This window comes from Streptomyces sp. NPDC021020, from assembly GCF_044333285.1.
GTDB lineage: Bacteria > Actinomycetota > Actinomycetes > Streptomycetales > Streptomycetaceae > Actinacidiphila.
This window is the reverse complement of record NZ_JBIRQQ010000002.1, coordinates 873409-899144: the sequence shown is the minus strand read 5'-3', so window position 1 is coordinate 899144 and position 25736 is coordinate 873409. Positions and strand designations below refer to the sequence as shown.

Sequence of the window (25736 nt, the reverse complement as noted above, 5' to 3'; positions counted from 1 at the left end):
CACCCTTCGTTCGTTTCCATCAGGCGTTGTGGTTCTGGCGCTCTCGTTCAGGCCTGCGCGTGCCGCTGTGCCAGCAGCGCCCGCTTGTCGACCTTGCCGGAGCCCGTCAGGGGGAAGCTCTCGCGTACGTGGATCTCGCCGGGCAGCATGTAGCCGGGGACCTTGGTCGCCAGGTACTCGGTGCACGCCTTGTGCGTGAAGTCCTCGCCCGCCGGGACCACGAACGCCACCACGACCTTCTCGCCGTCGTCCTTCTCGGCGACGGTGACGAAGGACTGCCGGACACCGGGCGCCTCGTTCATGAAGTGCGCGATCTCGCCCAGCTCGATCCGGAATCCGTTGACCTTCACCTGGTCGTCGAGCCGCCCCTGGAAGACGACGTTGCCGTCCTCGCGTACGAAGGCGCGGTCGCCGGTGTGGTAGAGCCGCACCTTCTCGCCGTCGATGTCGTACTCGACGTACTTCTGCTCCGTCAGCTCCGGCCTCCCCAGATACCCCGGCGACAGGCCGGGGCCCGCCAGGCACACCTCGCCCGGCTCGCCGGGCGCGCACAGCACGCCGTCGCGGACGACGTACAGGGAGGTGTTCTGGATGGGCAGCCCGATGGGCAGCGCGGAGTCGCCCAGGACGGAGTCCACGACGGGGTAGTAGGTGGCGAACACCGAGCACTCGGTGGGCCCGTAGACGCTGACGACCCGGCCGTCCCCGTAGTACGTGCGGCCCTTCTCGATGTGCCGCAGCGAGTGCGCCTCGCCGCCGGTGAGGATGGTGGCGACGCCGTCGAACACGGCGGGGTTCTCGTCCACGATCACGTTGAAGAGCGCCGTGGTGACGAAGACCGCGGTGACGCCGTTGTCCTGCACGATCCGCTTCAGCTCCGACAGCCGGACGTAGTCCGACGGGTAGAGCACGCACGTCCCGCCGTGCAGCAGCGTGCCCCAGATCTCGAACTCGGCGGCGTCGAAGGCGACCGCGGCGAGCTGCGGGACGACGGAGTTCTCGTCGAGCTGGACGAAGCGGGAGTTGAACACCAGCCGGACGATGCCCTCGTGGCGGATCGGCACGCCCTTGGGCGATCCGGTCGAGCCCGAGGTGAAGACGATGTAGACGACGGAATCCTGCGCGACCCGCAGGTCGGGGTCGGGCGCGGCGGTGTCCAGTCCGGCCGGGTCGGCGGAGATCACCTGGGCCTGCGGGAAGCGGGCCGCCGTCTCCTCGGGTGCGTCGGTCAGCAGCGTCGTGCAGTGCGCCTGCCCGAAGATGCCGGCGAGCCGGTCGTCCGGCCACTTGCGGTCGAAGGGCAGGTAGGTGCCACCGCACTTGATGATCGCCAGCATGGCGGCGATCATCTCCGGCGAGCGCTTGACGCACAGGCCCACGACCTGGCCGGGCTTCACCCCGGCCGCGCGCAGCCGCGCGGCAAGGCCGTTGGCCAGGCCGTTGAGTTCGCGGTAGGTGACCTTGCGCTTCTGGTGGACCACCGCGACGGCGTCCGGCCGCCGGGCGGCGGCGGCCTCGAACAGCTCCTTGAGGCTCTCCGCCGGGTAGTCGGCGTCCGTCCTGTTCATCTTCCCATGAACGGCGAGAGCCTCATCCGAAAGGGCGATCTTATCCATTCGAATTCCCCAGACGTGTGTTGACGACTCTTGTGACGTGCGCTGGGTGGCTGTCCACGAAGAAATGTCCGCCAGGTACCTCTACCAGCTCGCAGTGCCGCCTGGTGAAACTCTTCCAGCCGCGCATGGACTGCCAGCTGTCGATTGAGTCGTCCAGGCTGTAGAGCGCGGTGATGGGCACGTCCACGCCGTCCGCGTGGCGGTCGTCCCATATCTCGGCGAGCCGGATCTCGCTGCGCACCGTCGGCAGGAGCAGGCGCAGCAGCCGCTCGTTCCCGAACAGCTCCGCCGGTGTGCCGCCCATTCCCGCGACGGCACCGCGGAAGTCATTTTCCGTCATTTCGTGCATGAAAGGCCGGGCCTGCGGCGAATCCGGGCTCCGGCAGCCGGAGACGAACAGCCTGCGGGTCATTCCCGGGTAGGCGGCCGCGGCCCGGTGGGACAGCTCGTACGCGAGCCGCCCCCCGAAGCTGTGGCCGTAGAAGGCGTGGCGGCGCGCCAGCCGCGGCGACAGCGCCTCGAAGACGTCGTCGACCAGCGGCTGCCACTGCTCGTAGCGGGGTTCCTTGAGGCGCCGGCCCCGGCCGGGCAGGATCACGCACACCAGCTCGACGTCGTCCGCGATCCCGTCGCACCAGCCGCGGAAGGTCTCGGGACTCCCGCCGGCGTAGGGAAAGCAGAACAGCGTGCTGGCGGGTTCTGCCACCGCGGCCCTGAGGGTCGTCACCCACCTGTCGTCGGTCGCCGCCACGCCCGGGCCTGCTAGTCCGCTACCGCGTCGGCCGGCTTGGCGTTGCGCTGGATGCTGGCCACGATCTCGGTGAGCCGGCTCTCGGTGAACAGCTCGTCCGGCGGCAGCGAGTCGTCGCCGAACTCGCGCTCCGCGCGCTCCATGAGCTTCACCGCGCTCAGCGAGGTGCCGCCGGCCTCGAAGAAGTCGTCCTCGCCGGCCGACACCCGCAGGCCCAGCTGCTTGCACTCGTCGATGACCCACGCCAGCAGCGCGTCCGGTGCCATCCGGTCGTCCGTCTCGCTCATTTTCATCTCTCCTAGTGCACCGGGAATCGGAATCCGTTGACGTTGGTGTCGACGAAGCGGTTGTGGCCGTACTTGTCCTCGCCGGACGTCAGGACGCAGCCGAACTTGTCCAGGCTCGCGCGTGCGCCGAACTCCAGCAGCTCGTCGGAGTACGGGTAGACGCGGACCTGCGTCGGCAGGTAGCGGGAGGCGAAGCCGAGGCGCATCTTGGTGTCGCTGCTGTTCGGGTGCGACGCGTGCATGAGCGTGGACCAGAAGAGGATGAACTGGCCCTGGCGCATGACCTGGGAGACGGCCTGGGACTCGTCGGGGCGCCAGTCGGGGTCCTTCTGCAGCTGCCGGTAGTCGTAGCCGAACAGGCCGCGCTTGACGCCGTCCTTGTCCATCTGGTTGATGATCTCCGGGTTGTACTCCATGACCTTCGACTCGTCGTAGTTCATGGAGGTGTGCGTGCCCGGGATGAACTGGAGGCAGCCGTTCTCCACCGACGCCTCGGTGAAGGCGGTCCAGGCGGTGATCGTGCCGCCGAACTCGGCGTCCTCCGGCCACACGATGTGCGGGTGCTTCGCACCGTCGACGCTGGAGAAGTTGTCGGCCTGGTGCCAGTCCGTGCCCTCGTCGCCCGGGTACTTCGGGAAGAGCTCGGTGCGCCAGCACAGGGTGTCGGGGCCCAGCAGGCTCGACACCCGGTCGACGATCTCCGGCCGGGTGACGTGCTCGGCCAGGAAGTCGACGTCGAGGTGCCGGTCGTAGCTGGCCGCCAGGTTGGTGTTGCCGGAAACGGTCTGGCCGTCGGCGTACACGGACTTGCTGGTCTTCAGCAGCTTCGGCCTGGTCTGCCGGAGATATCCTTCCATTTCCTCTTCGCTGTAGAGGTCGAACGGACCGATATAGCCGTCGCGGGCGAACTGCTCGAGCTCTTCGGCACTCAGCGCGAACGTTTTCGTACGAGCCACGTTTTCTCCCCGATCCTATATTGCGCCCCGAGACGGCACCCGGAACGGCATAAAGGCTGGATAATTCGGCCGCCGGCAACTATCGGAGCAGCGCCGGAAACTGGACGAAGAACTGAATGCGACATTAGCTGCGGAATACGTCGATCGACAACCCCTATCCGGAGCGCGGCAACCCCTATCCGGCCAGGTGAACCGGGCAGGGGTACGGTGTACGGCGGGGCTCCGCGGGGGCATCCAGGCCCCGCCCGGAGCCTTATGCGGAAGGCGTTACGGCGCCGGCGTCGCGGCCAGCACGGCGGCGTGCGCGGCGCGGGCCAGCCGGGCGCCCCACAGCGACCGCGGGCCGGCGAAGGCGTGGGGCTCGCCGCGGCCGGTGGTGCGGGCGGCGACGCACACCGCGTCGGTCGGGGTGCCGGAGCAGTCGTACCCGGCGCGCAGCAGCGCCTGGACCTTGGCCTCGGTCGCGGTGGCCACGGCGTTGACCAGAGCCCCGTCGGTGAGCGCGGCCGGGACGACGACGAGGATGTTGACCGTCCCCGGCGCGGCCGGGGACGGTACGCGCCCGGCGGGCGCGGCGGCCCAGCCGTGGACCCCCAGGCCCACGGTGGCGACGGCGGTGACACCGCCGTCCCGGCCCTCGCCGTACGCCCCGACGTCGGCCGCCGTCATGAGCCCGACCCCCGGCCCGGACTCCCCCGCCGCCGCGGCGATCTCCGCGAGGTGCCGCTCCGGATCCGTCCGCCGGTATCCGTGCGGCACCTGGGCGTTGAGCACCCAGCCGCGCTCCCCGATCCCGCCGCCCAGCACCGCGCTGCTGACCATCCGCCAGCCCGCGCCCGCCCGCCACAGCAGCGCCCCCCAGCGCTCGCCGTCCTCGCTGCGTACGACCCGCTCCACCGCGACGGGCGCCACGGCCCTCATACGGCCGGCCTCACGCGGGGTGCGGGGCCGGGGCGGTGGACTCCCGGACGACGAGGGGGGTGGCGAGTTCGACGTGCAGGGTGTCGACGGCGTGGCCGGCCACCAGGCGCATCAGCAGGGAGACGGCCATCCGGCCCATCTCCTCCAGCGGCTGGCGGGCGGTGGTGAGGGTCGGGGTGATGCTGTCGCTCAGCTCGCTGTCGTCGAAGCCGGTGACGGAGAGGTCCTCGGGGACCCGCAGGCCCAGGCTTCCGGCGGCGCGGAGCGTGCCCGCGGCGGTCTTGTCGTTGAAGGCGACGATCGCGGTGGGCGGCCGCGGGTGCGCCAGCAGGGAGAGCGCGGCGCGGCGGCCCTCGTCGGCGGTCGGCTCGGTGATGTGCCGGATCAGCTCCCGGTCGGGCAGGACGCCGATCTCGGCGAGCGCGGAGGCGTATCCGACCAGGCGGTTGCGGCTGGCGAGCCAGTCGACGGGGCCGCCGACGAAGCCGATCCTGCGGTGGCCGAGGCCGATGAGATGGCCGGTGAGGCGGCGGGCGCCGGCGGCGTGGGCGGCGGACACGGAGGCGACGTCCTCGGGGAGTTCGGCGCGCGGGTCGATCACCACCAGCGGGTAGTGCTGGGCGTGCAGCGCCCTGAGATCCTCCGTCGAACTCGGCGGCAGGACGAGGACGGCGCCCGCGAGGCCGGGGGTGCGGGGCAGTTCGAGCAGCGAGCCGCGGCTGCCCTGCGCGCTGCCGCCGGCCTGGACGACCGCCTTGCGGCCGTGCAGGTCGAGCGTCTCGATGACGGACGTGACGATCGTGCCGAAGTAGTCGGTCAGCTGGTACGGGCAGGAGACGAAGACCGGGAGCACGGCCGCCTCCGGGGTGCCGGGCGCGCCGGGCACGGCCGCCCCGCCCAGCCGCCGCGCCGCCTGCCGGACCATCTCCTGGGTGGCGGGTGCCACCGCGTCCCGCCCGTTGATCACCCGGGAGACGGTGGCGATCGAGACGCCGGCCTCGTCGGCGATGGCCCGGATGGTGACCCGTGACCCCGGCCGCCTACCCAACCGGGACAGAGCTCCGCTTCATGACGCGGCAGTCTATAGGGGACGTCAGCGGATGCCGCGTTTGCCGCAGGCGCTGACCTGCTGTGCGTCAACCGGTCCGCTCCCTCCGCGGCAGGGCGGCGACCGTACGCGGAGGGAGCGGGGTCACCGTCCCCGCCCGGCCCGACTTCAACTCCTGTACGGGCAGGCGCCGTCAGAGCCGCCTCCCGGTGCCCATGACCGCTCAACCCGAACGCACAGGTCAGCGCATCCGGCGGGATGGGTACGAGGGGTGACGGCCTCAACTGCTAGTAAAGCTTCCTGACAGATGTCTTGACGTGGTGTCGTCAATACGCGCAAACTCCGGTCTGCTCGGCCGAGAACACCCCCCACCCCCGGCTTCCACGGAGCACCTCATGCGCGTCAAACACTGCATCGCCACCGCAGCAGCACTGGGCCTCGCCGCCACCGGCGCCGTCATCAGCGGTGCGGGCAGCGCCCAGGCGGCGGGCCCGGCGCTGCCGGCCCACTTCGCCGCCCCCTACCTCCAGATCGACGGCAGCACCGCCAACGACATGGCGGCGGACATGAACGCCACCGGGCTGAAGAACTACACGCTCGCCTTCCTGATCCCGCGGTCCGGCTGCACCCCGTACTGGGAGGCGAGCGGCGAGGGCATCGGCGCGTACGCCTCGCAGATCAGCGCCCTCCAGGCGGCGGGCGGCAACGTGATCATCTCCTCCGGCGGCGCGGAGGGCGGTGAGCTGGCCCAGACCTGCACCTCGGTCTCCTCGCTGACGGCGGCCTACGCCAACATCGTCAACACCTACGGCGTCAACCGGCTCGACTTCGACATCGAGGGCGGCACCCTCGGCGACACCGCCGCCAACCAGCGCCGCAACCAGGCGCTCGCCGCCCTCCAGGCGCAGAACCCGGCGGTCCAGGTCGCCTACACCCTCGCGGTGGACCCGGGCGGCCTGCCCTCGCAGGAGTACAACGTGCTCAGCGACGCCAAGAGCAAGGGGGTCAACGTCAGCGCCGTCAACATCATGACGATGGACTTCGGCAACGGGCAGAACGCCCTCAACGACGCCCTGTCCGCGGCGCGCGGCACCGCGGGCCAGCTCGCCGGCCTGTACGGCATCTCGACCGCGGCCGCGTACAACCGGCTCGGCCTGACCCCGATCGCCGGGCAGAACGACGACAACGAGTTCTTCTCGCAGTCGGACGCCCAGACGCTGGAGAGCTTCGCCGCCACCAACGGGGTGCAGGAGCTGTCCTTCTGGGAGGTCGACTACTACGACAAGCCGGCCGGCTACGCGTACTCGCGGATCTTCAACCAGATCACCGGCGGCGGCAGCACCACCCCACCGCCGACCGGCGGCGCGGGCCAGATCACCGGCTACGGCGGCAAGTGCGTGGACGTCGCGGGCGCCAGTTCCGCCAACGGCACGGCCGTCCAGCTCTACGACTGCAACGGCACCGGCGCCCAGCAGTGGACGGTGGGGTCGAACAACACGCTCAAGGCGCTCGGCAAGTGCATGGACGTCGCGTCGGCCGGCACCGCGGACGGCTCGAAGGTGCAGCTCTACGACTGCAACGGGACCGCGGCGCAGTCCTGGCAGAAGCAGTCCAACGGCGAGCTGGTCAACACCGGCTCGGGCAAGTGCCTGGACGCCACCGGGCCGAGTTCCGCCAACGGCACCCGGCTGCAGATCTGGACCTGCTTCAACAGCTCCAACCAGCACTGGACGCTGCCGTCCTGACCCGCCCCGCCCCTGCACGTTCCGGCCCCCCGCGCGCCTCGCGGGGGGCCGGAACGTCCCCGCTACGGGACGTCCGGCGGCGGATCGGTGAAGGCGCCCGCGGCCGCGGCCACCGCGGTGGCCGTCGCGGCGCGGTCGGCCAGCCCCGGGTCCGGGGGCAGGCGCAGGAGCACCAGGTGGTGGTAGAGCGGCGCGGTGGCGGCGACGAGCAGATGCCGGGCATGGGTGCGCGCGGGGATCTCGCCGCGCTCGGCGGCGCGGCGCACGAGAATCTCGAAGCGGGCGTAGCGGTCATCCCAGAAGCGCCGCAGCGCGCCGGAGGCCTGCTCGGAGCGGAAGGACGCGGCGATCAGGGCCGCGGTGACCGGCGGCTCGGACGTGAGGACCGTCTGGATCTGCCGGTTGAGGGCGGCGAGGTCACCCCGCAGCGAACCGGTGTTGTCCGGCTGCCAGTCGGCGCCGGCCGCGGCGTCGACGACGTCGGCGAGCAGTCCGCCGATGTCCCGCCAGCGGCGGTAGACCGTCGTACGGTGGACACCGGCACGCGCCGCGACGGCGTCCACGGTGAGGGCGTCGTAGCCGGACTCCACCAGTTCCAGGAGCACCGCCTCGATCACCTGTAAGCGGATACGCCGGGTGCGGCCGCCCGGCCGACGGGCCCTCTCGGGATCAGCCGCTTCCGGTTCACTTGCTGAGCGCAAATGTGTCATGACGCTATGTTAATACAACTGATATCGCGATAAGCCGGTGCCAACTGGCGTGAACACGCACATAATCGCCTGACCGCCCCGCCCGCCCCATCCGACCGCGTGGCACCATGGGCCGATCATGACGATACGTGTGCTGATCGCCGACGACCAAGAGATGGTGCGGCGCGGGCTGCGGCGGACGCTGGAGAGCCAGCCGGACATCACCGTCGCCGGCGAGGCGGCCGACGGGGTCACCGCGCTGGCGCTGGCCCGCGAACTGCGGCCGGACGTGGCCCTGCTGGACGTCCGGATGCCGGGGCTCGACGGGCTGGAGGTGACGCGGCGGCTCGCGGGCGGCCCGGAGGGCGTGCGGGTCGTCGTGGTGACGACCTTCGACCTGGACGAGTACGTCTACCCGGCGCTGCGGCACGGCGCCTCGGGCTTCCTGCTGAAGCGCTCCGGCCCCGCGCTGCTGGTGGAGGCCGTGCGCGCGGCGGTGGCCGGGGACCAGCTGGTCAGCCCGTCGGTCACGGTGCGGCTGCTGAGGGAGGTGACCGGCGCGGGGCGCGGCAGGCCCGCGCCGGCCACGCCCGGAGAACCGCTCACCGAGCGGGAGACCGAGATCGCCGGGCACGTCGCACTGGGCAAGACCAACGCGGAGATCGCGCGCGAGCTGTTCATCTCCGCCGGGACGGTGAAGACCCATGTCGCCGCGATCCAGCGCAAGTTGGGGGTGCGCAACCGGGTGGGCATCGCCGTCTGGGCCTGGGACGCCGGATGCGCCGCGACCGTCGCGGCCGCCCCGGAGGACCCCGCACGATGAGCCGCACCGCGCGGGATCCGGCGGCGGAAACGGCTGGGGGCGAGGGCGGGCGGCGGATCGGGTGGGCCGCGGGGCTCGCGGCGCTGGTGATGCTGCCCGTCCTCGCCGGGCGCCCGGTCGCCCTCGTGACAGCGGTGCCCGCGGCGCTGGCCGCGTTCGTGCTGTGCCTGCGGGTGCCGTGGCGCCGGGTAGCCGGTGTGCCCGCCGCGCCGCCGGCCGCGGTGTGCCTCGCCTCCCTGGCCGCCGACCTGGGCTTCCGGGGGCCGAAGGGCTACGTCGTGCTGTGGGCGGCGGCCGAACTCCCGGCGCTGCTCCTGCTGCTGCGGCGGGTCGCGCGCCGGGCGCCGGACCGGGCGGGGCTGGTGCTGGGCCCGCTGCTGGCGCTCGGCGCGGTGCTGATGCCGCTGCGGCTGCTGGCGTCCGAGCCGCCCGTCGCAGCGCACGCGGTCACGCTGAGCTGCGTGCTGGGCCTCTTCCCGGTGGGGCTCGCGGCGGGCGTGGGGCTGTACTTCCGCGCCGCCGAGGCGCGGCGGAAGCGCGCCGTCGACGGTGCGCTGCACGCCCAGCGGCTCCAGGTCGCCGCCGACCTGCACGACTTCGTCGCCCATGAGCTGACCGGCATCGTCGTCGAGGTGCAGTCCGCGCGGTGGGCGGGCGGCCTGGGCCCGGAGGAGACGGCGGAGCTGCTGGCCCGGGTCGAGGCGGCCGGGGTGCGGGCGCTGGACTCCATGGACCGCACGGTGGGTTCGCTGCGGGAGGGCGCGGCGCCCGCCCGTACGTACGGGCTCGCCGACCTGCCCGGCCTCGTCGGCCGCTTCACCGCGGCGGGGCAGGGCCCGCGGGCGGAACTGCTGCTGGAGCCGGGCCTGGAGGGCGCCTTGTCCCGGACCGCGGACGACGCCGCCTACCGGGTGGTCGTGGAGGCCCTGACCAACGTCCGCCGGCACGCCCGGGGCACGGCCCGGGTGACCGTCACCGTCGCGCGTACCGCCGACGCCGCCGCCCCGGACGGCGTGGAGGTGACGGTCGTCGACGACGGCGGTGCGCCGCGCAGCCGCAAGGCCCCGCGCCACGGCGGCGGTACGGGCCTGGCCGAGCTGTCCCTGCGCGTCACCACCCTCGGCGGCTCGCTGACCTGGGGCCCGCACGCGTCGGGCTGGCGGGTACGGGCCCTGCTGGCCGGGTGACGGCGGCCCCCGCCGACCGGATCCCGTATCCGCCCGCGATATCTGCCGAACGGCAGATGTGCGCACCTCCCCCGCTCGCGGACCCTCGAAAGGCCTGATCACCGACCCCTCCGGAGGACCGCGTGCGCCCCCCTGTCCTGGCCGCCGCAAGTGTGCCGGCTGCCGTCCTGCTCGCCCTCGGCGCGCTGACCGCCTGCTCCGTGGACGCGAAGAACGCCACCCCCAAGAGCACGGCGTTCGCGTTCAGCGGCGACACCCTCGACGTCCGGGCGCACGGCGTCCCCACCGACCTCGTCGCCACCGATCGGAAGGACGTCGAGGTCACGCGCTGGTTCGACGCGAAGGCCGGCAGCAAGAAGACCCTGGTCTGGAAGCTCCACGGCGGCACCCTCGACCTGGACGCCCGCTGCAAGGGGCTCGCGCTGTGCGACGCGCGCTTCCGCGTGGAGGTGCCGCGCGGCACGACCGTCCTGCGCGACGGCCGGCCCACGAAGCTGCGCGGGGACAAGCACTGATGCTGGAGCTCGTCGACGTCACCAAGACCTACCGCGGCGGCAAGCGCGCCGTGGACGGCGTCACGCTGCGGCTGGCCCCCGGCATGCTGGGCCTGCTCGGCCCCAACGGCGCCGGCAAGTCCACCCTGATGCGTATCGCCGCCACCGTCACCCGCCCGGGCGGCGGCCGCGTGCTGTGGCACGGCGCCGACGCGGTCGCCCGGCCGAACGCGCTGCGCGCCGCGCTCGGCTACCTCCCGCAGGACTTCGGCGTCTACCCGAACCTCTCGGCCCCGGAGTTCCTGCGCTACCTCGCCGCCGCCAAGGGCCTGTCCGCGCGCACCGCCCGGGCCCGTACCGCGGAGCTGCTGCGGCTGGTGAATCTCGACGAGGCCGGAAAGCGCCCGCTGAAGGGGTATTCGGGCGGCATGCTGCGCCGGGTCGGCATCGCGCAGGCGCTGCTCGCCGACCCGGAGGTGCTCATCGTCGACGAGCCCACCGCGGGGCTCGACCCCGAGGAGCGGGTCCGCTTCCGCAACCTGCTGAGCGACCTGGCGGCCGACAAGATCGTGCTGCTGTCGACGCACATCGTCTCCGACGTCGAGTCCGTCGCCCGCGACATCGCCGTGGTGGCCCGCGGCCGGCTGCTCTACCGCGGCACCCCGGAGGAGCTGCTGCGGCGCACCTCGGGCCTGGTGTGGGAGCTGTCGGCGCGGCCGGAGGACCTGGCGGCGGTGCGCTCCCGCTTCACCGTCAGCCGCATGGTGCGCACGCCCGGCGGCGTACGGGTGCGGCTGCTCGCCGGGCACCGCCCCTCACCGGAGGCGGTGCCCGCCGAACCGGACCTGGAGGACGCCTACCTGGCGACCGTCGCGGAGCGGGAAGAAGAGGTCGCCTCATGAGCGCCGCACCCGCGGGCCGGGGGCTCGGCGCGGTCGCCGGGGTCGCCCTCGCCGACCTGCGCGACCGGATCCGCCGCCCGTCCTACGCCGTCACCCTGCTCGCCGCCGTGGCCCTGGGGTGGCTGGCCGTTCCGGCGCCCGGCGCGCACTGGGTGATCCTGCAGATCGGCGACCACCGCGGGACGTACAACAGCGCGTACGTGGGCCTGGCCACCGCGCTGGCCGGGACGCTGTGGCTGGCGCTCGGCGGCTTCTACGTCGTGCGGGGCGTGCCCGCGCGCGACGAGTCCTCGGGCGTCGGTCGGCTGCTGGCGGCCACCCCGCTGCGCACGACCGCCTACTTCGCGGGGAAGCTGCTCGGCAACGTCCTGGTGCTCGCCTCGATGCTCGTGGTGCTCGCGGTGACCGCGCCGGTGATGCAGCTGCTGCGCGGCGAGTCGCGGACCGTCGACCCGGTGGCGCTGCTGCTGCCCTTCGCCGTGCTCGCGCTGCCGGTGATGGTGGCCGTCGCGGCGGCCGCGCTGCTCACCGACACGGTGCCGGGGCTGCGCGGCGGGCTCGGCAACGTGGTCTGGTTCTTCGTCTGGCTGGCCTTCGCCTTCGCCGGGCAGGGGCCGGGCGCGCCGCTCGGCGGGATCGGCGTGCACGAGGCCACCCGGTCCATGCGGGCCGACCTGCTCGCCCAGGCGCCCGGCGCGCGCGGCGACTTCAGCCTCGGCTTCACCTACACCGACACACCGCTGCGGGTCTTCACCTGGGACGGCTTCACGCCGGGCGGGAGCTTCCTGCTCGGCCGGGCCGCGATCGTCGCGCTCGCGGTGCTCTGCGCGCTGCTCCCCGGCCTGTGGTTCACCCGCTTCGACCCGGCCCGGACGCGCGCCCGCGCCACCGCGCCCGTACGCCCGCCCGCGCCGCGGCAGGCCGCCGCCCCGCCGCGGACCGCCCCCGTGCAGGGCCCCCTCACCCCCGCCAGGACCGGCGGCCTGCTCTTCCCGCGGCTGTACGCCGCCGAGCTGCGGATCCTGGTGCAGGGCACCCGCTGGTGGTGGTGGAGCGCCGCGGCGCTGACGACACTGACCGCCTTCGCCGCGACCGGCAGCGGCGCGACCCGCTTCGTGCTGCCCGCGGCCTGGATCTGGCCCGTCCTGCTGTGGTCCCGGCTCGGCTCGCAGGCCGCCGAGCACCGCGTCGACACCCTGCTCGGCGCGGCCCCCCGCCCGTACCGCCGGGTGCTGGCGGAGTGGGCGGCGGGCGTCACCCTCACCGCCGTCACCGGGCTGGGCCCGCTGGCCGTCCTGCTGCGCGACGGCGACTCCCCCGGCGTGGCCTGCTGGCTCGCGGCGGCCGCGTTCATCCCCTCCCTCGCGCTGGCCCTCGGCACCCGCAGCCGCGGGCACCGCCTCTTCCAGGGCCTCTACGTACCGCTCTGGTACGCCGCCGCGAACGGCCTGAGCGCCCTCGACTTCATGGGCGCCACCCGCGCTCCCGGCACCTCCGCCACGCTCCCCCCGCCCGTCCTGGCGGCCCTGTCGGCGCTGCTGCTCGGCACCGTCCTCGCCCCGCTGCTGCGCCGGCCCGCCGCGGCGCGGCTCAGCGGGCCAGCAGGTCCCGGATCGCCGCCGTGACCTCGTCGGGCGCCTCCTCGGCCATGAAGTGCCCGGCCCGGGTCAGCCGGTGGTCCAGGTCCGGCGCCCAGGCCCGCCACACGGCGGCGGCGTCGTAGCCGAGCTGCGCGCCCCAGTCCTGCTGGATCACCGTCACGGGCATGGCCAGCTGCGATCCGGCGTCCAGGTCCGCCTGGTCGTCCGCGACGTCGGCGCCGGCCGAGGCCCGGTAGTCCGCGACGATCGACGGCACCGCCGCGGCGCTCGCCCTCAGGTAGGCGGCGCGCACCTCGGGCGGCATCGCGGCGGGGTCGGCGGACCAGGCGTCGAGGAAGGAGCCGAAGAAGGCGTCCGCGCTCGCCGCGATCATCGTCTCGGGCAGGCCGGGCGGCTGCGCCATGAGGTAGAGGTGGTAGCCGACCGCCGCGGACACCCCGTGCAGGACGTTCCACATGTCCAGGGTCGGCACGATGTCGAGGATGCCCAGGTGGGTGACCGTCTCGGGGTGGTCGAGCCCGGCCCGGAAGGCGACCAGGGCGCCGCGGTCGTGGCCGGCGAGCGCGAAGCGGTCGTGGCCGAGCGCCGCCGCGAGGGCCACGACGTCGGCGGCCATGGCGCGCTTGGCGTACGTGCCCGGTCCGGTTGCGGGCGGCTTGCCGCTGGCGCCGTAGCCCCGCAGGTCGGGGCAGACCACCGTGTGGTCGGCGGCGAGCCGCGCGGCGACGTGCCGCCACATCAGGTGGGTCTGCGGGAAGCCGTGCAGCAGCACGACGGGGCTGCCGCTGCCGCCGACGGCGGCGGCGATCTCCACACCGTCCGCGCCGGGCAGGCGCACGTGCTCGAAGCCGGGGATGCCGGGTGCCATGGGGAACCGTCCTTCGCTGGGAGGGGCTGACCCGGCCGAGCATGGGCGGCGTCGATCAGCAGCCGATCAGTACGGCGCGGCGCGGGGCCCCGCGGGCGCGGAGGATGGGGGTATGCGCATCGACGTCCTCGGCACCGTGCGGGCCCGCCACGACGACGGCCGCCCCGTCGCACTGGGCGGCCCCCGCCATCGCGAGGTGCTGGCCCGGCTCGTCGCCGCCGAGGGGCGGATGGTCGGTACGGACACCCTCGTCGACGACCTCTGGCCGGATCCGCCGGCCCGCGCGGTGGGGGCCCTGCGCACGTTCGTCGCCGCGCTGCGCCGCGCCCTCGAACCCGACCGCCCGCCCCGCCACCCCCCGCGCCTGCTCGTCACCGAGGGCCCCGGCTACGCGCTGCGCCTGCCCCGCACCGCCGTGGACGTCCACCGCTTCGAGGACACGCTCGCCGCCGCCCGCCGCGACCCCGCCGCCCCCGGCGCGGCAGCCGCCCTCACCACCGCCCTCGCCACCTGGCGCGGCCCCGCCTACGCCGACGTCCCCGCCTCCCCCTGGGCGGAACGCGAGCGCGCCCGCCTGAAGGAACTCCGCCTTGAGGCGGTGGAGCTACGGGCCCGCATCCTCCTCGACTCCCCACCGGACCCCGCTCACCCGGACGGTTCCGTCCCCACCGCCGCTACTCCGGGCCCGCGCGGCCCACGAGCAGACCTGGCCGGCGCGGGTCCCGCCACCGGGGACGAGCCCGGCCCGGACGGGGCCGGAGGGGAGGCAGCCGGCGCCCCGGCGGCGGACGACGGCACGGCGAGCGCCGCCACAGACAGCGGTGCGGTAGACGGCACCGCGGCGGCCGGCAGCGCGAAGGGCACCGAGGCGGCTGCCGACGCCTCGGCCAACAGCGGCACGACGGGCGGCGCACCGGCAGACAGCACCGCAACAGGCACCAGGGCGAAGGGCAACGAGGCGGCGGACGGCGGCGCGGCGAACAGCAGCGCGGCCGACGGCGCACCGGCGGGCGGCATCTCAGCAGGTACCAGCACGACCGGCAACAAGGCAGCCGCCAGCACCCCGACCAACAGCAGCACGGCCGACGGCGCACCAGCAGACAGCACCGCAACAGGCACCAGGGCGAAGGGCAACGAGGCGGCGGACGGCGGCGCGGCGAACGGTACCGCGGTGGGAACCGGCACAGCGGACAGCGCCGCGATGCAGGGCCCTCCCTCGGGCGGCGGCAGCGCCGTGGCGGACGGCGGCCCGGGTGGCGGCGGGGACGGGGTGGACGCCGGGGGCTCGGGGGCCGAGGGTTTCGGCGGGCTCGTCGCCGAGTTGGGCGCGCATGTCGACGCGCACCCGTGGCGGGAGCCCGCGTGGGGGCTGCTCGCCCGCGCGCTGCACCGTGCGGGGCGCCAGGCCGACGCGCTGGCGACGCTCCGGCGCGCCCGCGCGATGCTCGCCGACCGGCTCGGCCTCGACCCGGGCCCGGAGCTGCGGCGGGTGGAGGCCGAGATCCTCGGCGCGGACGCGGCCGCCGGGTGGACGGCCCCGGGCGTCCGGCTCGGCCCGCGGACCACCGTGGACCTGGCCCGTACCCTCGCCTTCGCGGGCGGCGACGCGCTGGTCCACTCGCGGCGCGACCGGCTCGCCGCGATCCGGGCGGCGGAACGCACCGGGGATCCCGGGCTGACCGCCCGGGTCGTCGGCGCCTACGACGTGCCCGCGCTGTGGAGCCGGGCCGACGACCCCGGGCAGTCCCGCGCGGTCGTCGCGGCCGCCGAGCGCACGCTCGCCGCGCTCGGCCCCGCCGCTCCCGCCACCGTGCGCGCCCGCCTGCTGGCCACCGTCGCGGTCGAGAGCCGCAGCGCGGACCTCACCGCGGCCGAGCGGGAGCGCGCCGGGCGGGCGGCGCGGCAGGCGGAGGCCCTGGCCAGGGAGTCGGCCGATCCGGCCCTGCTGGCCTTCGCGCTCAACGGGACCTTCCTGCAGTCCTTCACCCGCCCCGGGCTCGCCGGGCTGCGGGACGGGATCGGCGCCGAGATCCTCGGCCTGGCCGAGCGGCACGAACTGCCGGGCTTCGCGGTGCTCGGGCGGCTCGTCCGGCTCCAGTCCGCCTCGGCGCTGGGCGACCTGGACGCCGCCGCGGGGCACGCCGAGGCCGCAGAACGGCTCGCCGCCCTCACCGAGGCCCCGCTCGTACCCGTCCTCACCGGCTGGTTCCGGGCCCGCGCGGCAGCCGCCCGCAGCACCGCGCCCGACGGGCCGTCACCCGCCGCGGCGGCGGCGCGCTACCGCGAGGCCGAGGGGGCGCTGCGGACCGCGGGGATGCCGGGGCTGCACCGCGGCCTCTTCGCGCTCGCCCTGCTGGGGCTGCGGCTGCTGCACGACCGGCCGGCGCCCACCGACCCGCGCCTGGACTGGGGCCCGTACCTGCCGTGGGCGCGGCCGCTGGTCCTGCTGGCGCGAGGCCGCGCGGACCAGGCGCGTACCGCGCTCGGCGCGCTGCCCGAACCGCCGCGCGACCACCTGCAGGAGGCGCTGTGGTGCCTGACCGCGCACGCCGCCGTACTCCTCGGCGAGCGCGGTACGGCCGCCCGCGCGGCGACGGCCCTGCGCGGCGCCCGGGCGGAGGACGCCGGGGCCGCGAGCGGCCTGCTGACGCTGGGGCCGGTGGCGCGGTACCTGGCGGAGGCGGAGGCCGCCTGACCCCCGCCCGACCCCGTCAGCCCTCCGTCAGTCCTGCGCGGACGCCTCCCGGGCGACCTTCAACGCCCACAGCACCAGGGGCAGTTGGGCGGGCAGCCGGCTGTACGCCACGGCCCTGAGGGCGGGGTGGCGGCGCCGCCAGCGGTAGGCCATGGTGACGTTCGCCGGGAAGACGGCCACGAAGAAGCCCGCGGTCAGCAGCGCCGCGGGGCGGCGGGTGGCGGGGGCCAGCAGGGCGGCGGCGAGGGCGAGCTCGGCGGCCGCGCTGCCGTTCGTCCAGCCGCGCGGGCTGCCCGGCAGGGACCGCGGGACGATCGCGTCGTACGGCTCCGGCACGGCGAGGTGCGTGACCGCGGCCCCCGCGAGCAGTCCGGACAGCAGTCGGGCGGAGCGGACGGACACCGCGGCCTCCTGGATGGGCGGCGCCGGTCCCAGCGACCGGCTACCCGTCGGTAATATCACGGGACCGGCGCCTTCGGCACCGCCTGGCGGAACGGTGCGGCCCCTGGCGGAATTCGATCGTCCGAAACGCCCCCGAGGGTGGTCATGAAGAGGGTAATCTGACGATATCTCATACCGTCGCAGTACCGACCCGGGGGGAAGCGGGCAGGTGGTGCAGCGCACAGTCGGCCACGGCCGTACGGAGCAAGAGGCAGCGCAGGAAGCAGGACGAGGGGCGGGGCGAGGGGCCGGGCAGGAACCGCAGCCGGGGCCGCGGTTCGGGGAGGAGCTGCGCAGGCTGCGCGAGGCGGCCGGCATGTCCTTGCGCGCGCTCGCCCGCGAGGCGCAGTCCAGCCCCGCGCACATCAGCCGGATCGAGCGCGGTCTGCGGCAGCCCGGCCGCGCGCTGGCCCGGCTGTGCGACCGCGCGGTGGACGCCCGCGGGCGCCTGCTCGCGCTGCTGCCGGGCGACGGCGCGGAGCCCGCGGGCAGCGGCGCGCAGGACGCGGACGCCGACGTGCCGGACGGCGCGGACGGCCCCGTCCCGTGGGTGCCGGACCGACGCGACTCCGCCGCCGTCGCCGCGGCGTTCGGGGCCGCCGCCTGGCACTTACGGGTGCTGGGGCGGCAGGTGCCCGCGCACGTCGTGCTGCCCAGCGTCGCCGAGCAGGCCCGCTCGCTGCGGGAGATCGCCCTCACCGGGCACAACCCCGACCGCACCCTGCTCCGGCTGGCCGCGCACACCGCGGAGTTCGCCGGCTGGATGGCCCAGGAGAGCGGGCTCCCCGCGGAGGCGGCACGCTGGACCGCGGAGGCCGGCCGGCTCGCGTCCCTCGGCAGATTCCACGACCTGCGCGCCTACAGCAGGGTCCGGCAGGCCGAGCTGGCGATGTACGCGGGCAGCGCGGACACCGTGGTCGAGCTGTGCGAACGCGTGCGGCACGGCCGTGAGTACGGCGTGCGGGTGCGCGCCTTCGCCGCCCAGCGCGCCGCCCAGGGCCACGCCATGCGCGGCGAGGTCGTCGCCGCGATGCGGGCGCTGGAGCAGGCCCGCGAGCTGTGGTCGGCGCAGCCGGACGAGCGGCCCGACGCCCTGCTCATCGGCTCCGCCGCCATAGGCGACCCGGGACAGCTCGTGACGGGCTGGTGCTGGACCGACCTCGGGCGGCCGCGGCTGGCCGCCGAGCTGCTGCACTCCGCGCTGGGCCCCGCCCACCGGGTGGAGGGCCGCCGGATCCGCGCGCTGTTCGGGGCCAGGGCCGCACGGGCGCTCGCGGAGGGCGGCGAGGTGCAGGAGGCGGTGGAGCTGGGCCGCCGCGCGCTGCGCGCCGCGTCCGCCACCCACTCCGCGACCGCCCGCGGCGAACTGCGCCTGCTCGCCGTTTCCCTGGAGCGCGCCCCCCGCCACCGCCCCGCCACCGACCTTGTGCAGGCCATCCGCGCCCTGCCCGGCCCCGGCGGCGCCTGACGGCTGCCCCGGCCAGCGGCGCGCCGGGCCGCCGGACGCCCCCGGCACCCGCAGACCCACCTCCCGCGGAGCGAACCGTGAACCCACCGCCGGACGCCGCCCGCGTCCGCGGTCCGCGCGTTCGCGGGCGCGGTCGGTGACAATGGCCGCAGGGACGGCGACTGCGGTGAGGACGGCGATGACCGAGGGAGCGCGGGACGGGGGCGGGGGGCCGGCGGGCGGGTGCCCCTTCTGCGAGCTGCTGGACACGCCCGGCCACCCCGCCGTGGTGGAGCGGTGGCCGGACGCGGTGGCGCTGACGCCGCGCGGGCCGGTGACCGAGGGGCACGTCCTGGTCGTGCCGCGCCGGCACGTGGCCGACGCGGCGGCCGACCCCGAGGTGGCCGCCGCGGCGATGCGGCACGCGGCGCAACTCGCGGGCCGCCACCCGTCGTGCAACATCATCACCAGCTGCGGCGCCGAGGCCACGCAGACGGTCTTCCACCTCCATCTGCACGTCGTCCCGCGCCGCGACGGCGACCGTCTGGCCCTGCCCTGGGTCCCCGCCCCCCGCTGAGCGCACCGCTCAGCCGTCCGCCACCACCTCCCACACCGGCGTGCGGACCACCACCGGGCGGTCCCGGTCCTTCTCCGTCGTCAGCAGCGGCATCCACAGCGTGCGCACGCCCCGGCGGTTGACCAGCCGGCAGTCGCGGCCGCAGCCGGGGCAGCCCACGCGGCCCGCGGCCAGGCCGTCCTGCGGGGCGTCGAAGTAGCCGAAGGCGTCGACCCCGCCGCCGGACTGCTCGGGAGCGCGCAGGAACGCGTCCCAGTCCAGCGCGTCCGGCGCCCGGCCGTGCGGGGCGCAGCGCGGGCAGGGCACCCGCACCCGGGACCAGAAGTGCTCCTGCACCACCTCCGGGTCGTAGAAGCCCCAGCGCCGCAGCACCCGGGAGAGCGGGCGGGCGGGCCCGGTGGGCGCGATGCGGCTCTCGGGCGCGGCGGAGACGGGGTCGCAGTTGGTCAGCAGCACGGTCAGCCGCCGTACCTGCTCGTGGTCCGGCAGCCGGAGCAGCCCGTCGGCGGCGGCCCTCGTCAGCGGTGTCGTGCCGGGCACACCGGGCACCACGACCTGCGCGTCCGCGATCCTGGGCAGCCGGCCGAGCCGTACGCCCTGGGTGTGCAGCAGCATGTACGCGGCGCACATCAGCTCGCCCGCGCACCAGAAGGAGTCGGCGTAGTCGCCGGTGAGGTAGACCAGGATGCGCGAGGTCGCCTCGATCTCGCGCTGGAGGCGGGCGACGCCCTCCCACATCTGGGCCCGGGTGACCACCTCGGTGGGGTAGGAGAACTCGCTCGGCGGCACCATCCGCACGGTCGTGCCGTGCTCGCGCTGGAAGGCGTCCCGCCAGGCCTCGGCCGCCTGCTGGTGGGTGCCGCGGAAGCTCATGAAGTGCTCGGCGGGCCGGTCGTACATCCAGTAGTGCCCGGCGGGAGACGGGCCGCCGGAGGGCGGTTCGGGGAGCGGGACGCCGAACCGGGCCGCGAGGTGGCGGGCGAGCCACGCCCCGATCTCGTCGTTGCGGAACGTGCTGCCGTGCACGGGCGCGAACTGGTGCCACGTCAGCACGTTGCGCGGCAGCGGGGTGCGGCTGACGATCACGTTCTTGCGGCGCAGCTTCGTCCACATCGTCATCGCGTCGTAGACGCCGCGCTCGTCCTCCAGCGAGGCGTCCCAGATCGTCACGTCGGTGCGGCCCAACTCCGCGCGCATCCCCTCGCGCCGGTCGGCGGGCGGCCGTACGACGCGCAGCTCGGCGCCCAACCCGGCGGCTATGGGGGCGATGTGACGGTCCAGCAGGTCCTGGCCGCCGTCGGTGGCCGGTGCGAAACAGGTCAGCCTGGGCACGGTCGGGGAGCGTAGCGCGCCCGCGCGCCAGGCAACACCGCAACACCGTGAGGACGGCGCGAACCGGCCGAGACTGGCTTCATCGCGCACACCAGGAGCGCTCGCGGCCCGCGCCGCCGCGCACGCCCGCGCACAGGGGAGCACGCCATGAACACCACGCCCGCCGGCGGCGACATCAAGATCGCCGCCGCAGTCGACTTCGGCACCCACGGCACGGGATTCGCCTGGTCGGTCATCGAGCCGCTGAACGACGTCGCCGCCGAACGCGCCATCGTGCGGTCGTCGTACAAGCCCGCCGGCAGGTACGAGGTCACCCGTGCGAAGGACCTCTCCGCGGTGCTCACCGACGCGAGCGGCGCCGTCGCCGACTGGGGCCACAGCGCGCGGGCCCGGTGGCTCCACATGCTGGAGGCCGAGACCACGCAGGGCTGGGGCTACGCGACCGGCTACAAGATGGCGCTGCGTGCGGACACCGGCGAGATGGGCGTCGCGCAGGCGCTCGGCACCGCCGACATCCACGACACCGCCGCGGTCCGCGCGCTGGTGACCGGGTGCCTGGCCAAGGTGCGCGCCGCCGCCGAGGAGAACATGGCCGCCTCCGGCTTCCTGCCCCACCAGGTGCGCTGGTGCCTGACCGTCCCGGCGATCTGGGACGAGGCCGAGAAGCAGCTGATGCGCGAGGCCGCCGTCGCCGCGGGTTTCCCGGACGACGAGGAGCGGCTGCTGCTGGCCTACGAGCCGGAGGCCGCCGCCATCACGGCGTACCTCTCGCTGGCGCTGGCCATCGACGGCACCGGGCAGACCGACCGGGTGCCGCTCATGAAGGCCGGAACCCGCTTCATGGTGGTCGACTGCGGCGGCGGGACCGTCGACATCACCGCCTACGAGTCGCTCAAGGACGGGACGATCCGGCTGGCCGAGATCGGCGCGGTGTGCGGGGGCCGGCTCGGCTCCGAATTCCTCGACCACGCCTTCCGGACCGAGCTGCTGGCCGACCGGCTCGGCGCGGACCTGGTGTCGCGGCTGGCGGCCACCCATCCCGACGAGCTCCAGCGGATGGCCGACCAGTGGGAGACCCACAAGATCGACGACCTGGTCACGGTGTCCGACGAGGCGACGGGCGAGCTGCGGCTCGCGGAGTCCGGCTACCTGTGGGTGGAAGTGCCCGGCGCGGTCTGGGAGCTGCTCGGCGAGGACCACCGGCAGCGGCTGACCGCGGCGAGCGGCCGCCGCTACCGCCTGGAGTTCACCGCCGCGGAGGTGCAGCGCGTCTTCGACGGCCTGGTCGACCCGATCCTGGCCCAGATCGACGAGCAGCTGGCGGCCATGGCCCGGACCCCGGCCAAGGCCCCCGACGCGGGCGGCGCGCCCCAGGAGTACCTGCTGCTGGTGGGGGGCTTCTCCGGCAGCAGCTACCTGCGCGAGCGCATACACCGGCGGTTCGGGGACCGCATCCGCATCCTGCGCCCCGCCTACCACGACTGCGCCGTCCTGGACGGCGCCGTGCACTACGCCTACGACCCGGGGATGGTCGCCTCCCACCAGGCCCGTTTCACCTACGGGGTGGCGCTGTGCCTGCCGTGGGAGGAGCGGGACGGCGCGGAGCGGCGCGGTGTCGTCGAGGGCCAGGCGCTGTGCGGCAGCCGCTTCCGGGTCGCCGTCGTCCGGGGGCAGACGGTCGAGGTCGACGAGCATGTGGAGGTGCCCGACCTGCGCCCGGTCAACCGCAAGGACACCGAGGTGAAGGTGGAGTTCTACCGGACCCGGGACCTCGACCCCCGCTACACCGACGCGAGCGGATGCCAGCTGGCCGGGACGGTCACGGTGCCCGTCCCCCGCCACTTCCGGCGCAGGAGCAGCACGGACTCCTTCACCTTGCGGATGTACTTCGGCGACACCCAGATCAGGGTCGAGATGCGCGACGACCGGACCGGCACGGTCACCAAGGGCACCGTCGCCTTCGCCCGCATGCGCTGAGCCCGCGCGTCCGGAGCGTACGCCACCAGGCCCGGCGCGGGACCGCCCGCCGCCGGGGCAACCGAGCACGGAAGGAGGCCCAGGACGTGCACGACCACGACAGGACCGGGCCGGCCATCAGGCAGGCGCGCCACGGGGGCGCGCCCGCCGGACACCGTCTGACGGATCTGCTGGGTCTGATCGACCCGGCGGACCTGAAGGACCTCACGGAGAGGGAAGTGGAAGAGGTGCTGCGCCGACTGCTGTTCATGTTCCGCTGGCTGCTGACCGGTGGACCCAATCGTGTCGAGGACGAGCTGAAGCTGCTCCACCGCTCGACCGCCGCCCTGAAGGAGGCAGCGAAGAAGCTCGACGGCAGGCTGGAGGCCACGAACGAGGTGCTCGCCCGGCAGCAGGAGCAACTGGCGCTGATCCAGGGCACCTTGAGCCGGCTCCAGAACGACCAGCACGACCGGCACGCCGAACTCGGCGCGAAGTGGCAGAAGCTGCTGGGCGACAGGGTGCTCGTCCGGCTGGTGGAGCAGGCCGTCTCGCTCGCCCCTGGCCGGACGTGGGATCCCGCGGACCAGTCGCCGGACGCGCACTGGGCCCGGGTGCGCGACGAGGCGACGGCGCGGCGCGCGAGCGCGGAACTGCTGATCGCGGGCGAGGAGGTGGACCTGGCCGCGCTGGAGCGGCTGCTCGTCCCCGCGGGCGTCGAGGGCACGCGGGAGCGGGCCGAGGTCGCGGACCTCGCCGCCAGGGCCGCCGGGCTGCACCGCGCCGCCAGCAGGCTGAAGTACCGCCCCGCCTTCGACTTCTCGCCCCCGCAGCCGGTCGTCACACCGGAGACCGCGGTCCTCTACTCGCCCGAGTGCGGCTACGGGCGGCCGGCCGCGTACGTGGTGCTGCCCGCCTACCAGTTGCGCGAGAAGCGGCTGACGCTGCCGACCGTACTGACGGACCGCGCCGCACCGGCGGTCCCCCGTACCACGGGCACGGGGAAGGACACCGTATGAGCGTCATGGACCTGCGGGTCCTCGCCGAGCGGATCCCGCTCGTCGCCGACCGGGCCCTGGTGGAGATCGTCAACAGCACCGAGACCGCCGGCCACCTGGCGGACCACCGGGCCGGGGAGGGCTTCTTCCGGCGCCTGTGGTCGAAGGGCACGGGCGCGGACCGCAAGCGCGAGGTGCAGGGGACCCAGGCGCTGGCCCGCGCCCAGCGCCTCACCGTCGACCTGGTCCGCGACCTGGGCGAGCACCTGTCCTTCACCAGCCTCAACGTGGCACTGGTGTCGACCCGGCTGGACGAGCTGGCCCGGGAGACCGAGGACAGCGGCCGGCTGGCCCGGCAGAGCCTCGGCGAGGTGTCCGAACTGGCGTCGGTGGTGGCCTCCTTCATGGACATCACGACCCGCCGGCTGGACGCCGTCGAGCAGCGCCTCGACACCCACGCGGCACTCCTGGACGTCCACGCCGCCGCCCTGCTGGAGCTGGAGCGGCGGCAGGTCCACAGCGAGCTGTGGCAGAACTCCCGGGACACCGTGGACGCTCTGATGCGCAAGTGGCGCACGTACGGCGCCTACCGCTCGCTGCCCTGGCCCGTCCAGGCGCTGCTGCTCGCCCGGCAGCTCGCCGCGGGCAAGCCCGGGGAGCACGAGGCGGCCACCGGCGACCGGGAGTGGCGCGAGCGGCTGACCGGCGAGCTGCTCGCCGACCCCGGGTACACGGATCTGCGGGAGGCGCTGGAGTGGCGGGAGCGGCTGCCGCTGGCGGCCCTGCTCTCGCACGTGCTGTCCGGGCTGCCGGGCGCCGACGAGAGGCTGATGGTCGCCGAGCTGCTCGGGGCCGGGCTGCCGCCCGGGCTGCGCCCGCCGCACGGCCCGCTCGCCCTGGTCACCGCGCGCACCCTGGAGCTCGCGGTGCTGCGACCGCAGGAGCAGCAGAAGCACCTCATCCACCAGGCCCGCCAGGACACCTTCGCGGAGTGCCTGACCAGGCCGGGGCCGATGACCGCGCAGGAGTTCGTGCGCTGGGCGGTGGAGGAGCAGGCGGACGCGGCGCGGGCGGCCCGCGGGCGGGCCGGACGCGGGCTCGCGCCGGGCGGACGCGGCGCCCTCCCGGACGGTGACGCGGGCCCGGCGCGGGTCCCCGACCCCGTCGGGGAAGGGAGCGCGTGATGGGCGGCGACACGCCCGCGAAGGGCCCGGACGAGACCGCCGCGCTCGTCGCGCGGGCCGAGGCGATCGCCGCGCGCCCCGTCCCGCCGGTCCCCGCCCGGCGCGAGGGGCCGCAGCCGCTGCCGCTGGCGCCGCCGCCCGAGCACCGGGTGGGGCTGGTGCTCGCGGGCGGCGCGGCCAAGGGCGCGTACCAGGTCGGGGCGGTGCGCCGGCTCGCGGAGGCCGGGGTGCAGCTGACCGCGGTGGCGGGGACGAGCATCGGCGCCCTCAACGCGGCGGTGCTGGCCTCGTCCCCCGGCCTGGTGGCGGGCGCGGACCGGCTCGGCGAGGCGTGGGAGTGGTTCACCGGGCGGTTCGGGGCGGGGCCGTTCGGCCCGGCGGACGGGACGGACGAGGAGTTCAGCGTCCAGTTCGGCAACCTGGCCCCCCGGCTGCTGCGCATGCTGTCGCGGCGCGGCGACCTCGAACGCCTGGTGCGCACGTCCGTCGACACGCAGGCGCTGCGCACCGGCATACCGTGCCGGGTCGCGGTCTACCCGGTGGAGGCGCCGATCCCGCTGATCTTCTTCCGGCTGCGCGCCGCGCAGGCCGCCGCTCAGGTGCTCCGGCGCTACCGGGGCCTGCGCTCCCGGATGGTGGAGCTCAACACGCTCTCCGACCAGGAGGTGGTGGACACGGTGCTGGGCAGCGCCGCCCTGCCGCTGCTCTTCCCGCCGCGCAGCGCCGGCAGCGGCTACTACCGCGACGGCTTCCTCGGCGGGGACAACACACCGATCCGCGCGCTGGCCGACGTCGACCACTGCGACGTGGTGATCGTCGTGCACCTCGCCCCGGGCGAGACGGTCCGCGCCGACGAGCACAAGGGCCTCACCCTCCTGCAGATCCGCCCCGCCCGCCCGCTGGTCCCCCCGGGCCCGCTCGGCGGTGTGAGCGGCCCGCTCGACTTCTCCCCCGGCCGCTACCGCACCCTGCACGACCAGGGCTACCGGGACGCCGACGCCGTGATGACCCGCCTGAACGCCCTGCTGGGCGCCGCGGCCGCCGTCCGCCACTCCGAACGCCTGATGGCCGAGCGCGTCCAGCACCTGATCGCCCCGCCACCACCCGGCGCCCTCCGGCTGCGCCCGCAGCCCGACCCGGAGGAGGGCCCGGGCGGCTGAGCCGGACCGGCGCGCGGGCGCACGCGCCGGTCGCCCCCCCGGGGTTCGGACGGCGCCC

Annotated in this window: 23 protein-coding genes; 13 read left to right on the top strand and 10 right to left on the bottom strand. The window is 75.0% G+C overall.

Annotation, left to right across the window (positions count from 1 at the left end):
* Window positions 1-47: 47 nt before the first annotated feature.
* From ACH4SL_RS08230 to ACH4SL_RS08205, 6 genes are all read right to left on the bottom strand, one after another.
* Window positions 48-1568, bottom strand: a complete 1521-nt coding sequence (locus ACH4SL_RS08230; protein WP_398442615.1) for an amino acid adenylation domain-containing protein — start codon at window positions 1566-1568, stop codon at window positions 48-50.
* A 40-nt stretch (window positions 1569-1608) separates the two neighbouring features.
* Window positions 1609-2343, bottom strand: coding sequence for a thioesterase II family protein (locus ACH4SL_RS08225; RefSeq protein ID WP_398442614.1), 735 nt, complete (start codon window positions 2341-2343; stop codon window positions 1609-1611).
* Window positions 2344-2378: 35 nt separating this feature from the next.
* Entirely contained in the window at window positions 2379-2654 is a 276-nt protein-coding gene (locus tag ACH4SL_RS08220; RefSeq protein ID WP_031512027.1) for a phosphopantetheine-binding protein, read from the bottom strand.
* Window positions 2655-2665: 11 nt separating this feature from the next.
* Entirely contained in the window at window positions 2666-3610 is a 945-nt protein-coding gene (locus tag ACH4SL_RS08215) for a chlorinating enzyme (RefSeq protein ID WP_398442613.1), read from the bottom strand.
* Window positions 3611-3877: 267 nt separating this feature from the next.
* Window positions 3878-4531 carry an adenosylcobinamide amidohydrolase gene (locus ACH4SL_RS08210; protein WP_398442612.1) on the bottom strand — a complete coding sequence of 218 codons (654 nt, stop codon included), beginning with the start codon at window positions 4529-4531 and terminating at the stop codon, window positions 3878-3880.
* A gap of 10 nt (window positions 4532-4541) precedes the next feature.
* Window positions 4542-5579 (bottom strand): LacI family DNA-binding transcriptional regulator, encoded by a 1038-nt coding sequence (locus ACH4SL_RS08205; protein ID WP_398442611.1) that lies wholly within the window; start codon window positions 5577-5579, stop codon window positions 4542-4544.
* 395 nt (window positions 5580-5974) lie between these two features.
* Here ACH4SL_RS08205 and ACH4SL_RS08200 point away from each other — a divergent pair, with 395 nt between their 5' ends.
* Window positions 5975-7324 carry a ricin-type beta-trefoil lectin domain protein gene (locus ACH4SL_RS08200; protein ID WP_398442610.1) on the top strand — a complete coding sequence of 450 codons (1350 nt, stop codon included), beginning with the start codon at window positions 5975-5977 and terminating at the stop codon, window positions 7322-7324.
* Window positions 7325-7386: 62 nt separating this feature from the next.
* Here ACH4SL_RS08200 and ACH4SL_RS08195 read toward each other — a convergent pair whose 3' ends face one another.
* Complete coding sequence (locus ACH4SL_RS08195; RefSeq protein ID WP_398442609.1) at window positions 7387-8034, bottom strand: TetR/AcrR family transcriptional regulator; 648 nt, start codon at window positions 8032-8034, stop codon at window positions 7387-7389.
* Window positions 8035-8152: 118 nt separating this feature from the next.
* On the opposite strand from ACH4SL_RS08195, the gene ACH4SL_RS08190 reads away from it, so the two are divergent.
* From ACH4SL_RS08190 to ACH4SL_RS08170, 5 genes are all read left to right on the top strand, one after another.
* Window positions 8153-8836, top strand: a complete 684-nt coding sequence (locus tag ACH4SL_RS08190) for a response regulator (RefSeq protein ID WP_398442608.1) — start codon at window positions 8153-8155, stop codon at window positions 8834-8836.
* Window positions 8833-10023 (top strand): sensor histidine kinase, encoded by a 1191-nt coding sequence (locus ACH4SL_RS08185; protein ID WP_398442607.1) that lies wholly within the window; start codon window positions 8833-8835, stop codon window positions 10021-10023. Before ACH4SL_RS08190 ends, ACH4SL_RS08185 begins: the two co-directional genes overlap by 4 nt.
* A 122-nt stretch (window positions 10024-10145) precedes the next feature.
* Window positions 10146-10538, top strand: coding sequence for a hypothetical protein (locus ACH4SL_RS08180; protein ID WP_398442606.1), 393 nt, complete (start codon window positions 10146-10148; stop codon window positions 10536-10538).
* Complete coding sequence (locus ACH4SL_RS08175) at window positions 10538-11419, top strand: ABC transporter ATP-binding protein (RefSeq protein WP_398442605.1); 882 nt, start codon at window positions 10538-10540, stop codon at window positions 11417-11419. The genes ACH4SL_RS08180 and ACH4SL_RS08175 overlap by 1 nt, the downstream gene beginning before the upstream one ends.
* Window positions 11416-13044, top strand: a complete 1629-nt coding sequence (locus ACH4SL_RS08170; RefSeq protein ID WP_398442604.1) for a hypothetical protein — start codon at window positions 11416-11418, stop codon at window positions 13042-13044. Before ACH4SL_RS08175 ends, ACH4SL_RS08170 begins: the two co-directional genes overlap by 4 nt.
* Here ACH4SL_RS08170 and ACH4SL_RS08165 read toward each other — a convergent pair.
* Window positions 13010-13888: an alpha/beta fold hydrolase gene (locus ACH4SL_RS08165; RefSeq protein WP_398442603.1), complete on the bottom strand. Its 879-nt coding sequence runs from the start codon at window positions 13886-13888 to the stop codon at window positions 13010-13012. The two genes, ACH4SL_RS08170 and ACH4SL_RS08165, sit on opposite strands and share 35 nt — an antisense overlap.
* Before the next feature lie 112 nt (window positions 13889-14000).
* On the opposite strand from ACH4SL_RS08165, the gene ACH4SL_RS08160 reads away from it, so the two are divergent.
* Window positions 14001-16583: a BTAD domain-containing putative transcriptional regulator gene (locus ACH4SL_RS08160; protein ID WP_398442602.1), complete on the top strand. Its 2583-nt coding sequence runs from the start codon at window positions 14001-14003 to the stop codon at window positions 16581-16583.
* A 27-nt stretch (window positions 16584-16610) separates the two neighbouring features.
* Here ACH4SL_RS08160 and ACH4SL_RS08155 read toward each other — a convergent pair whose 3' ends face one another.
* Window positions 16611-16985 (bottom strand): hypothetical protein, encoded by a 375-nt coding sequence (locus ACH4SL_RS08155; protein WP_398442601.1) that lies wholly within the window; start codon window positions 16983-16985, stop codon window positions 16611-16613.
* Window positions 16986-17193: 208 nt separating this feature from the next.
* Here ACH4SL_RS08155 and ACH4SL_RS08150 point away from each other — a divergent pair, with 208 nt between their 5' ends.
* A complete protein-coding gene (locus ACH4SL_RS08150) occupies window positions 17194-18492 on the top strand; it encodes a helix-turn-helix domain-containing protein (RefSeq protein ID WP_398442600.1) in 1299 nt (432 codons plus the stop codon).
* A 178-nt stretch (window positions 18493-18670) separates the two neighbouring features.
* On the top strand, window positions 18671-19048 hold the full coding sequence (locus ACH4SL_RS08145) for an HIT family protein (protein WP_398442599.1): 378 nt from the start codon (window positions 18671-18673) through the stop codon (window positions 19046-19048).
* Window positions 19049-19057: 9 nt separating this feature from the next.
* On the opposite strand, the gene ACH4SL_RS08140 is transcribed toward ACH4SL_RS08145, so the two are convergent.
* Window positions 19058-20380 (bottom strand): hypothetical protein, encoded by a 1323-nt coding sequence (locus tag ACH4SL_RS08140; protein ID WP_398442598.1) that lies wholly within the window; start codon window positions 20378-20380, stop codon window positions 19058-19060.
* A gap of 147 nt (window positions 20381-20527) precedes the next feature.
* On the opposite strand from ACH4SL_RS08140, the gene ACH4SL_RS08135 reads away from it, so the two are divergent.
* The 4 genes from ACH4SL_RS08135 to ACH4SL_RS08120 all read left to right on the top strand — a co-directional run bounded on the left by ACH4SL_RS08135 (window position 20528) and on the right by ACH4SL_RS08120 (window position 25678).
* The gene (locus ACH4SL_RS08135) at window positions 20528-22357 is read left to right on the top strand and encodes an Hsp70 family protein (RefSeq protein ID WP_398442597.1); all 1830 of its coding nucleotides are present in this window, start codon (window positions 20528-20530) and stop codon (window positions 22355-22357) included.
* 86 nt (window positions 22358-22443) lie between these two features.
* Window positions 22444-23355, top strand: coding sequence for a hypothetical protein (locus tag ACH4SL_RS08130; protein WP_398442596.1), 912 nt, complete (start codon window positions 22444-22446; stop codon window positions 23353-23355).
* Window positions 23352-24518, top strand: a complete 1167-nt coding sequence (locus ACH4SL_RS08125; RefSeq protein WP_398442595.1) for a hypothetical protein — start codon at window positions 23352-23354, stop codon at window positions 24516-24518. Before ACH4SL_RS08130 ends, ACH4SL_RS08125 begins: the two co-directional genes overlap by 4 nt.
* On the top strand, window positions 24518-25678 hold the full coding sequence (locus tag ACH4SL_RS08120) for a patatin-like phospholipase family protein (protein WP_398442594.1): 1161 nt from the start codon (window positions 24518-24520) through the stop codon (window positions 25676-25678). The genes ACH4SL_RS08125 and ACH4SL_RS08120 overlap by 1 nt, the downstream gene beginning before the upstream one ends.
* The last annotated feature ends 58 nt before the right edge of the window (window positions 25679-25736 follow it).

What these genes read in the sequence shown, in the direction of transcription:
- ACH4SL_RS08230 (WP_398442615.1), bottom strand. Translation starts at nt 1,568, where the DNA reads ATGAACAGGACGGACGCCGACTACCCGGCGGAGAGCCTCAAGGAGCTG.
- ACH4SL_RS08220 (WP_031512027.1), bottom strand. Translation starts at nt 2,654, where the DNA reads ATGAGCGAGACGGACGACCGGATGGCACCGGACGCGCTGCTGGCGTGG.
- ACH4SL_RS08210 (WP_398442612.1), bottom strand. Translation starts at nt 4,531, where the DNA reads ATGAGGGCCGTGGCGCCCGTCGCGGTGGAGCGGGTCGTACGCAGCGAG.
- ACH4SL_RS08200 (WP_398442610.1), top strand. Translation starts at nt 5,975, where the DNA reads ATGCGCGTCAAACACTGCATCGCCACCGCAGCAGCACTGGGCCTCGCC.
- ACH4SL_RS08195 (WP_398442609.1), bottom strand. Translation starts at nt 8,034, where the DNA reads ATGACACATTTGCGCTCAGCAAGTGAACCGGAAGCGGCTGATCCCGAG.
- ACH4SL_RS08190 (WP_398442608.1), top strand. Translation starts at nt 8,153, where the DNA reads ATGACGATACGTGTGCTGATCGCCGACGACCAAGAGATGGTGCGGCGC.
- ACH4SL_RS08185 (WP_398442607.1), top strand. Translation starts at nt 8,833, where the DNA reads ATGAGCCGCACCGCGCGGGATCCGGCGGCGGAAACGGCTGGGGGCGAG.
- ACH4SL_RS08175 (WP_398442605.1), top strand. Translation starts at nt 10,538, where the DNA reads ATGCTGGAGCTCGTCGACGTCACCAAGACCTACCGCGGCGGCAAGCGC.
- ACH4SL_RS08170 (WP_398442604.1), top strand. Translation starts at nt 11,416, where the DNA reads ATGAGCGCCGCACCCGCGGGCCGGGGGCTCGGCGCGGTCGCCGGGGTC.
- ACH4SL_RS08165 (WP_398442603.1), bottom strand. Translation starts at nt 13,888, where the DNA reads ATGGCACCCGGCATCCCCGGCTTCGAGCACGTGCGCCTGCCCGGCGCG.
- ACH4SL_RS08160 (WP_398442602.1), top strand. Translation starts at nt 14,001, where the DNA reads ATGCGCATCGACGTCCTCGGCACCGTGCGGGCCCGCCACGACGACGGC.
- ACH4SL_RS08145 (WP_398442599.1), top strand. Translation starts at nt 18,671, where the DNA reads ATGACCGAGGGAGCGCGGGACGGGGGCGGGGGGCCGGCGGGCGGGTGC.
- ACH4SL_RS08135 (WP_398442597.1), top strand. Translation starts at nt 20,528, where the DNA reads ATGAACACCACGCCCGCCGGCGGCGACATCAAGATCGCCGCCGCAGTC.
- ACH4SL_RS08125 (WP_398442595.1), top strand. Translation starts at nt 23,352, where the DNA reads ATGAGCGTCATGGACCTGCGGGTCCTCGCCGAGCGGATCCCGCTCGTC.
- ACH4SL_RS08120 (WP_398442594.1), top strand. Translation starts at nt 24,518, where the DNA reads ATGGGCGGCGACACGCCCGCGAAGGGCCCGGACGAGACCGCCGCGCTC.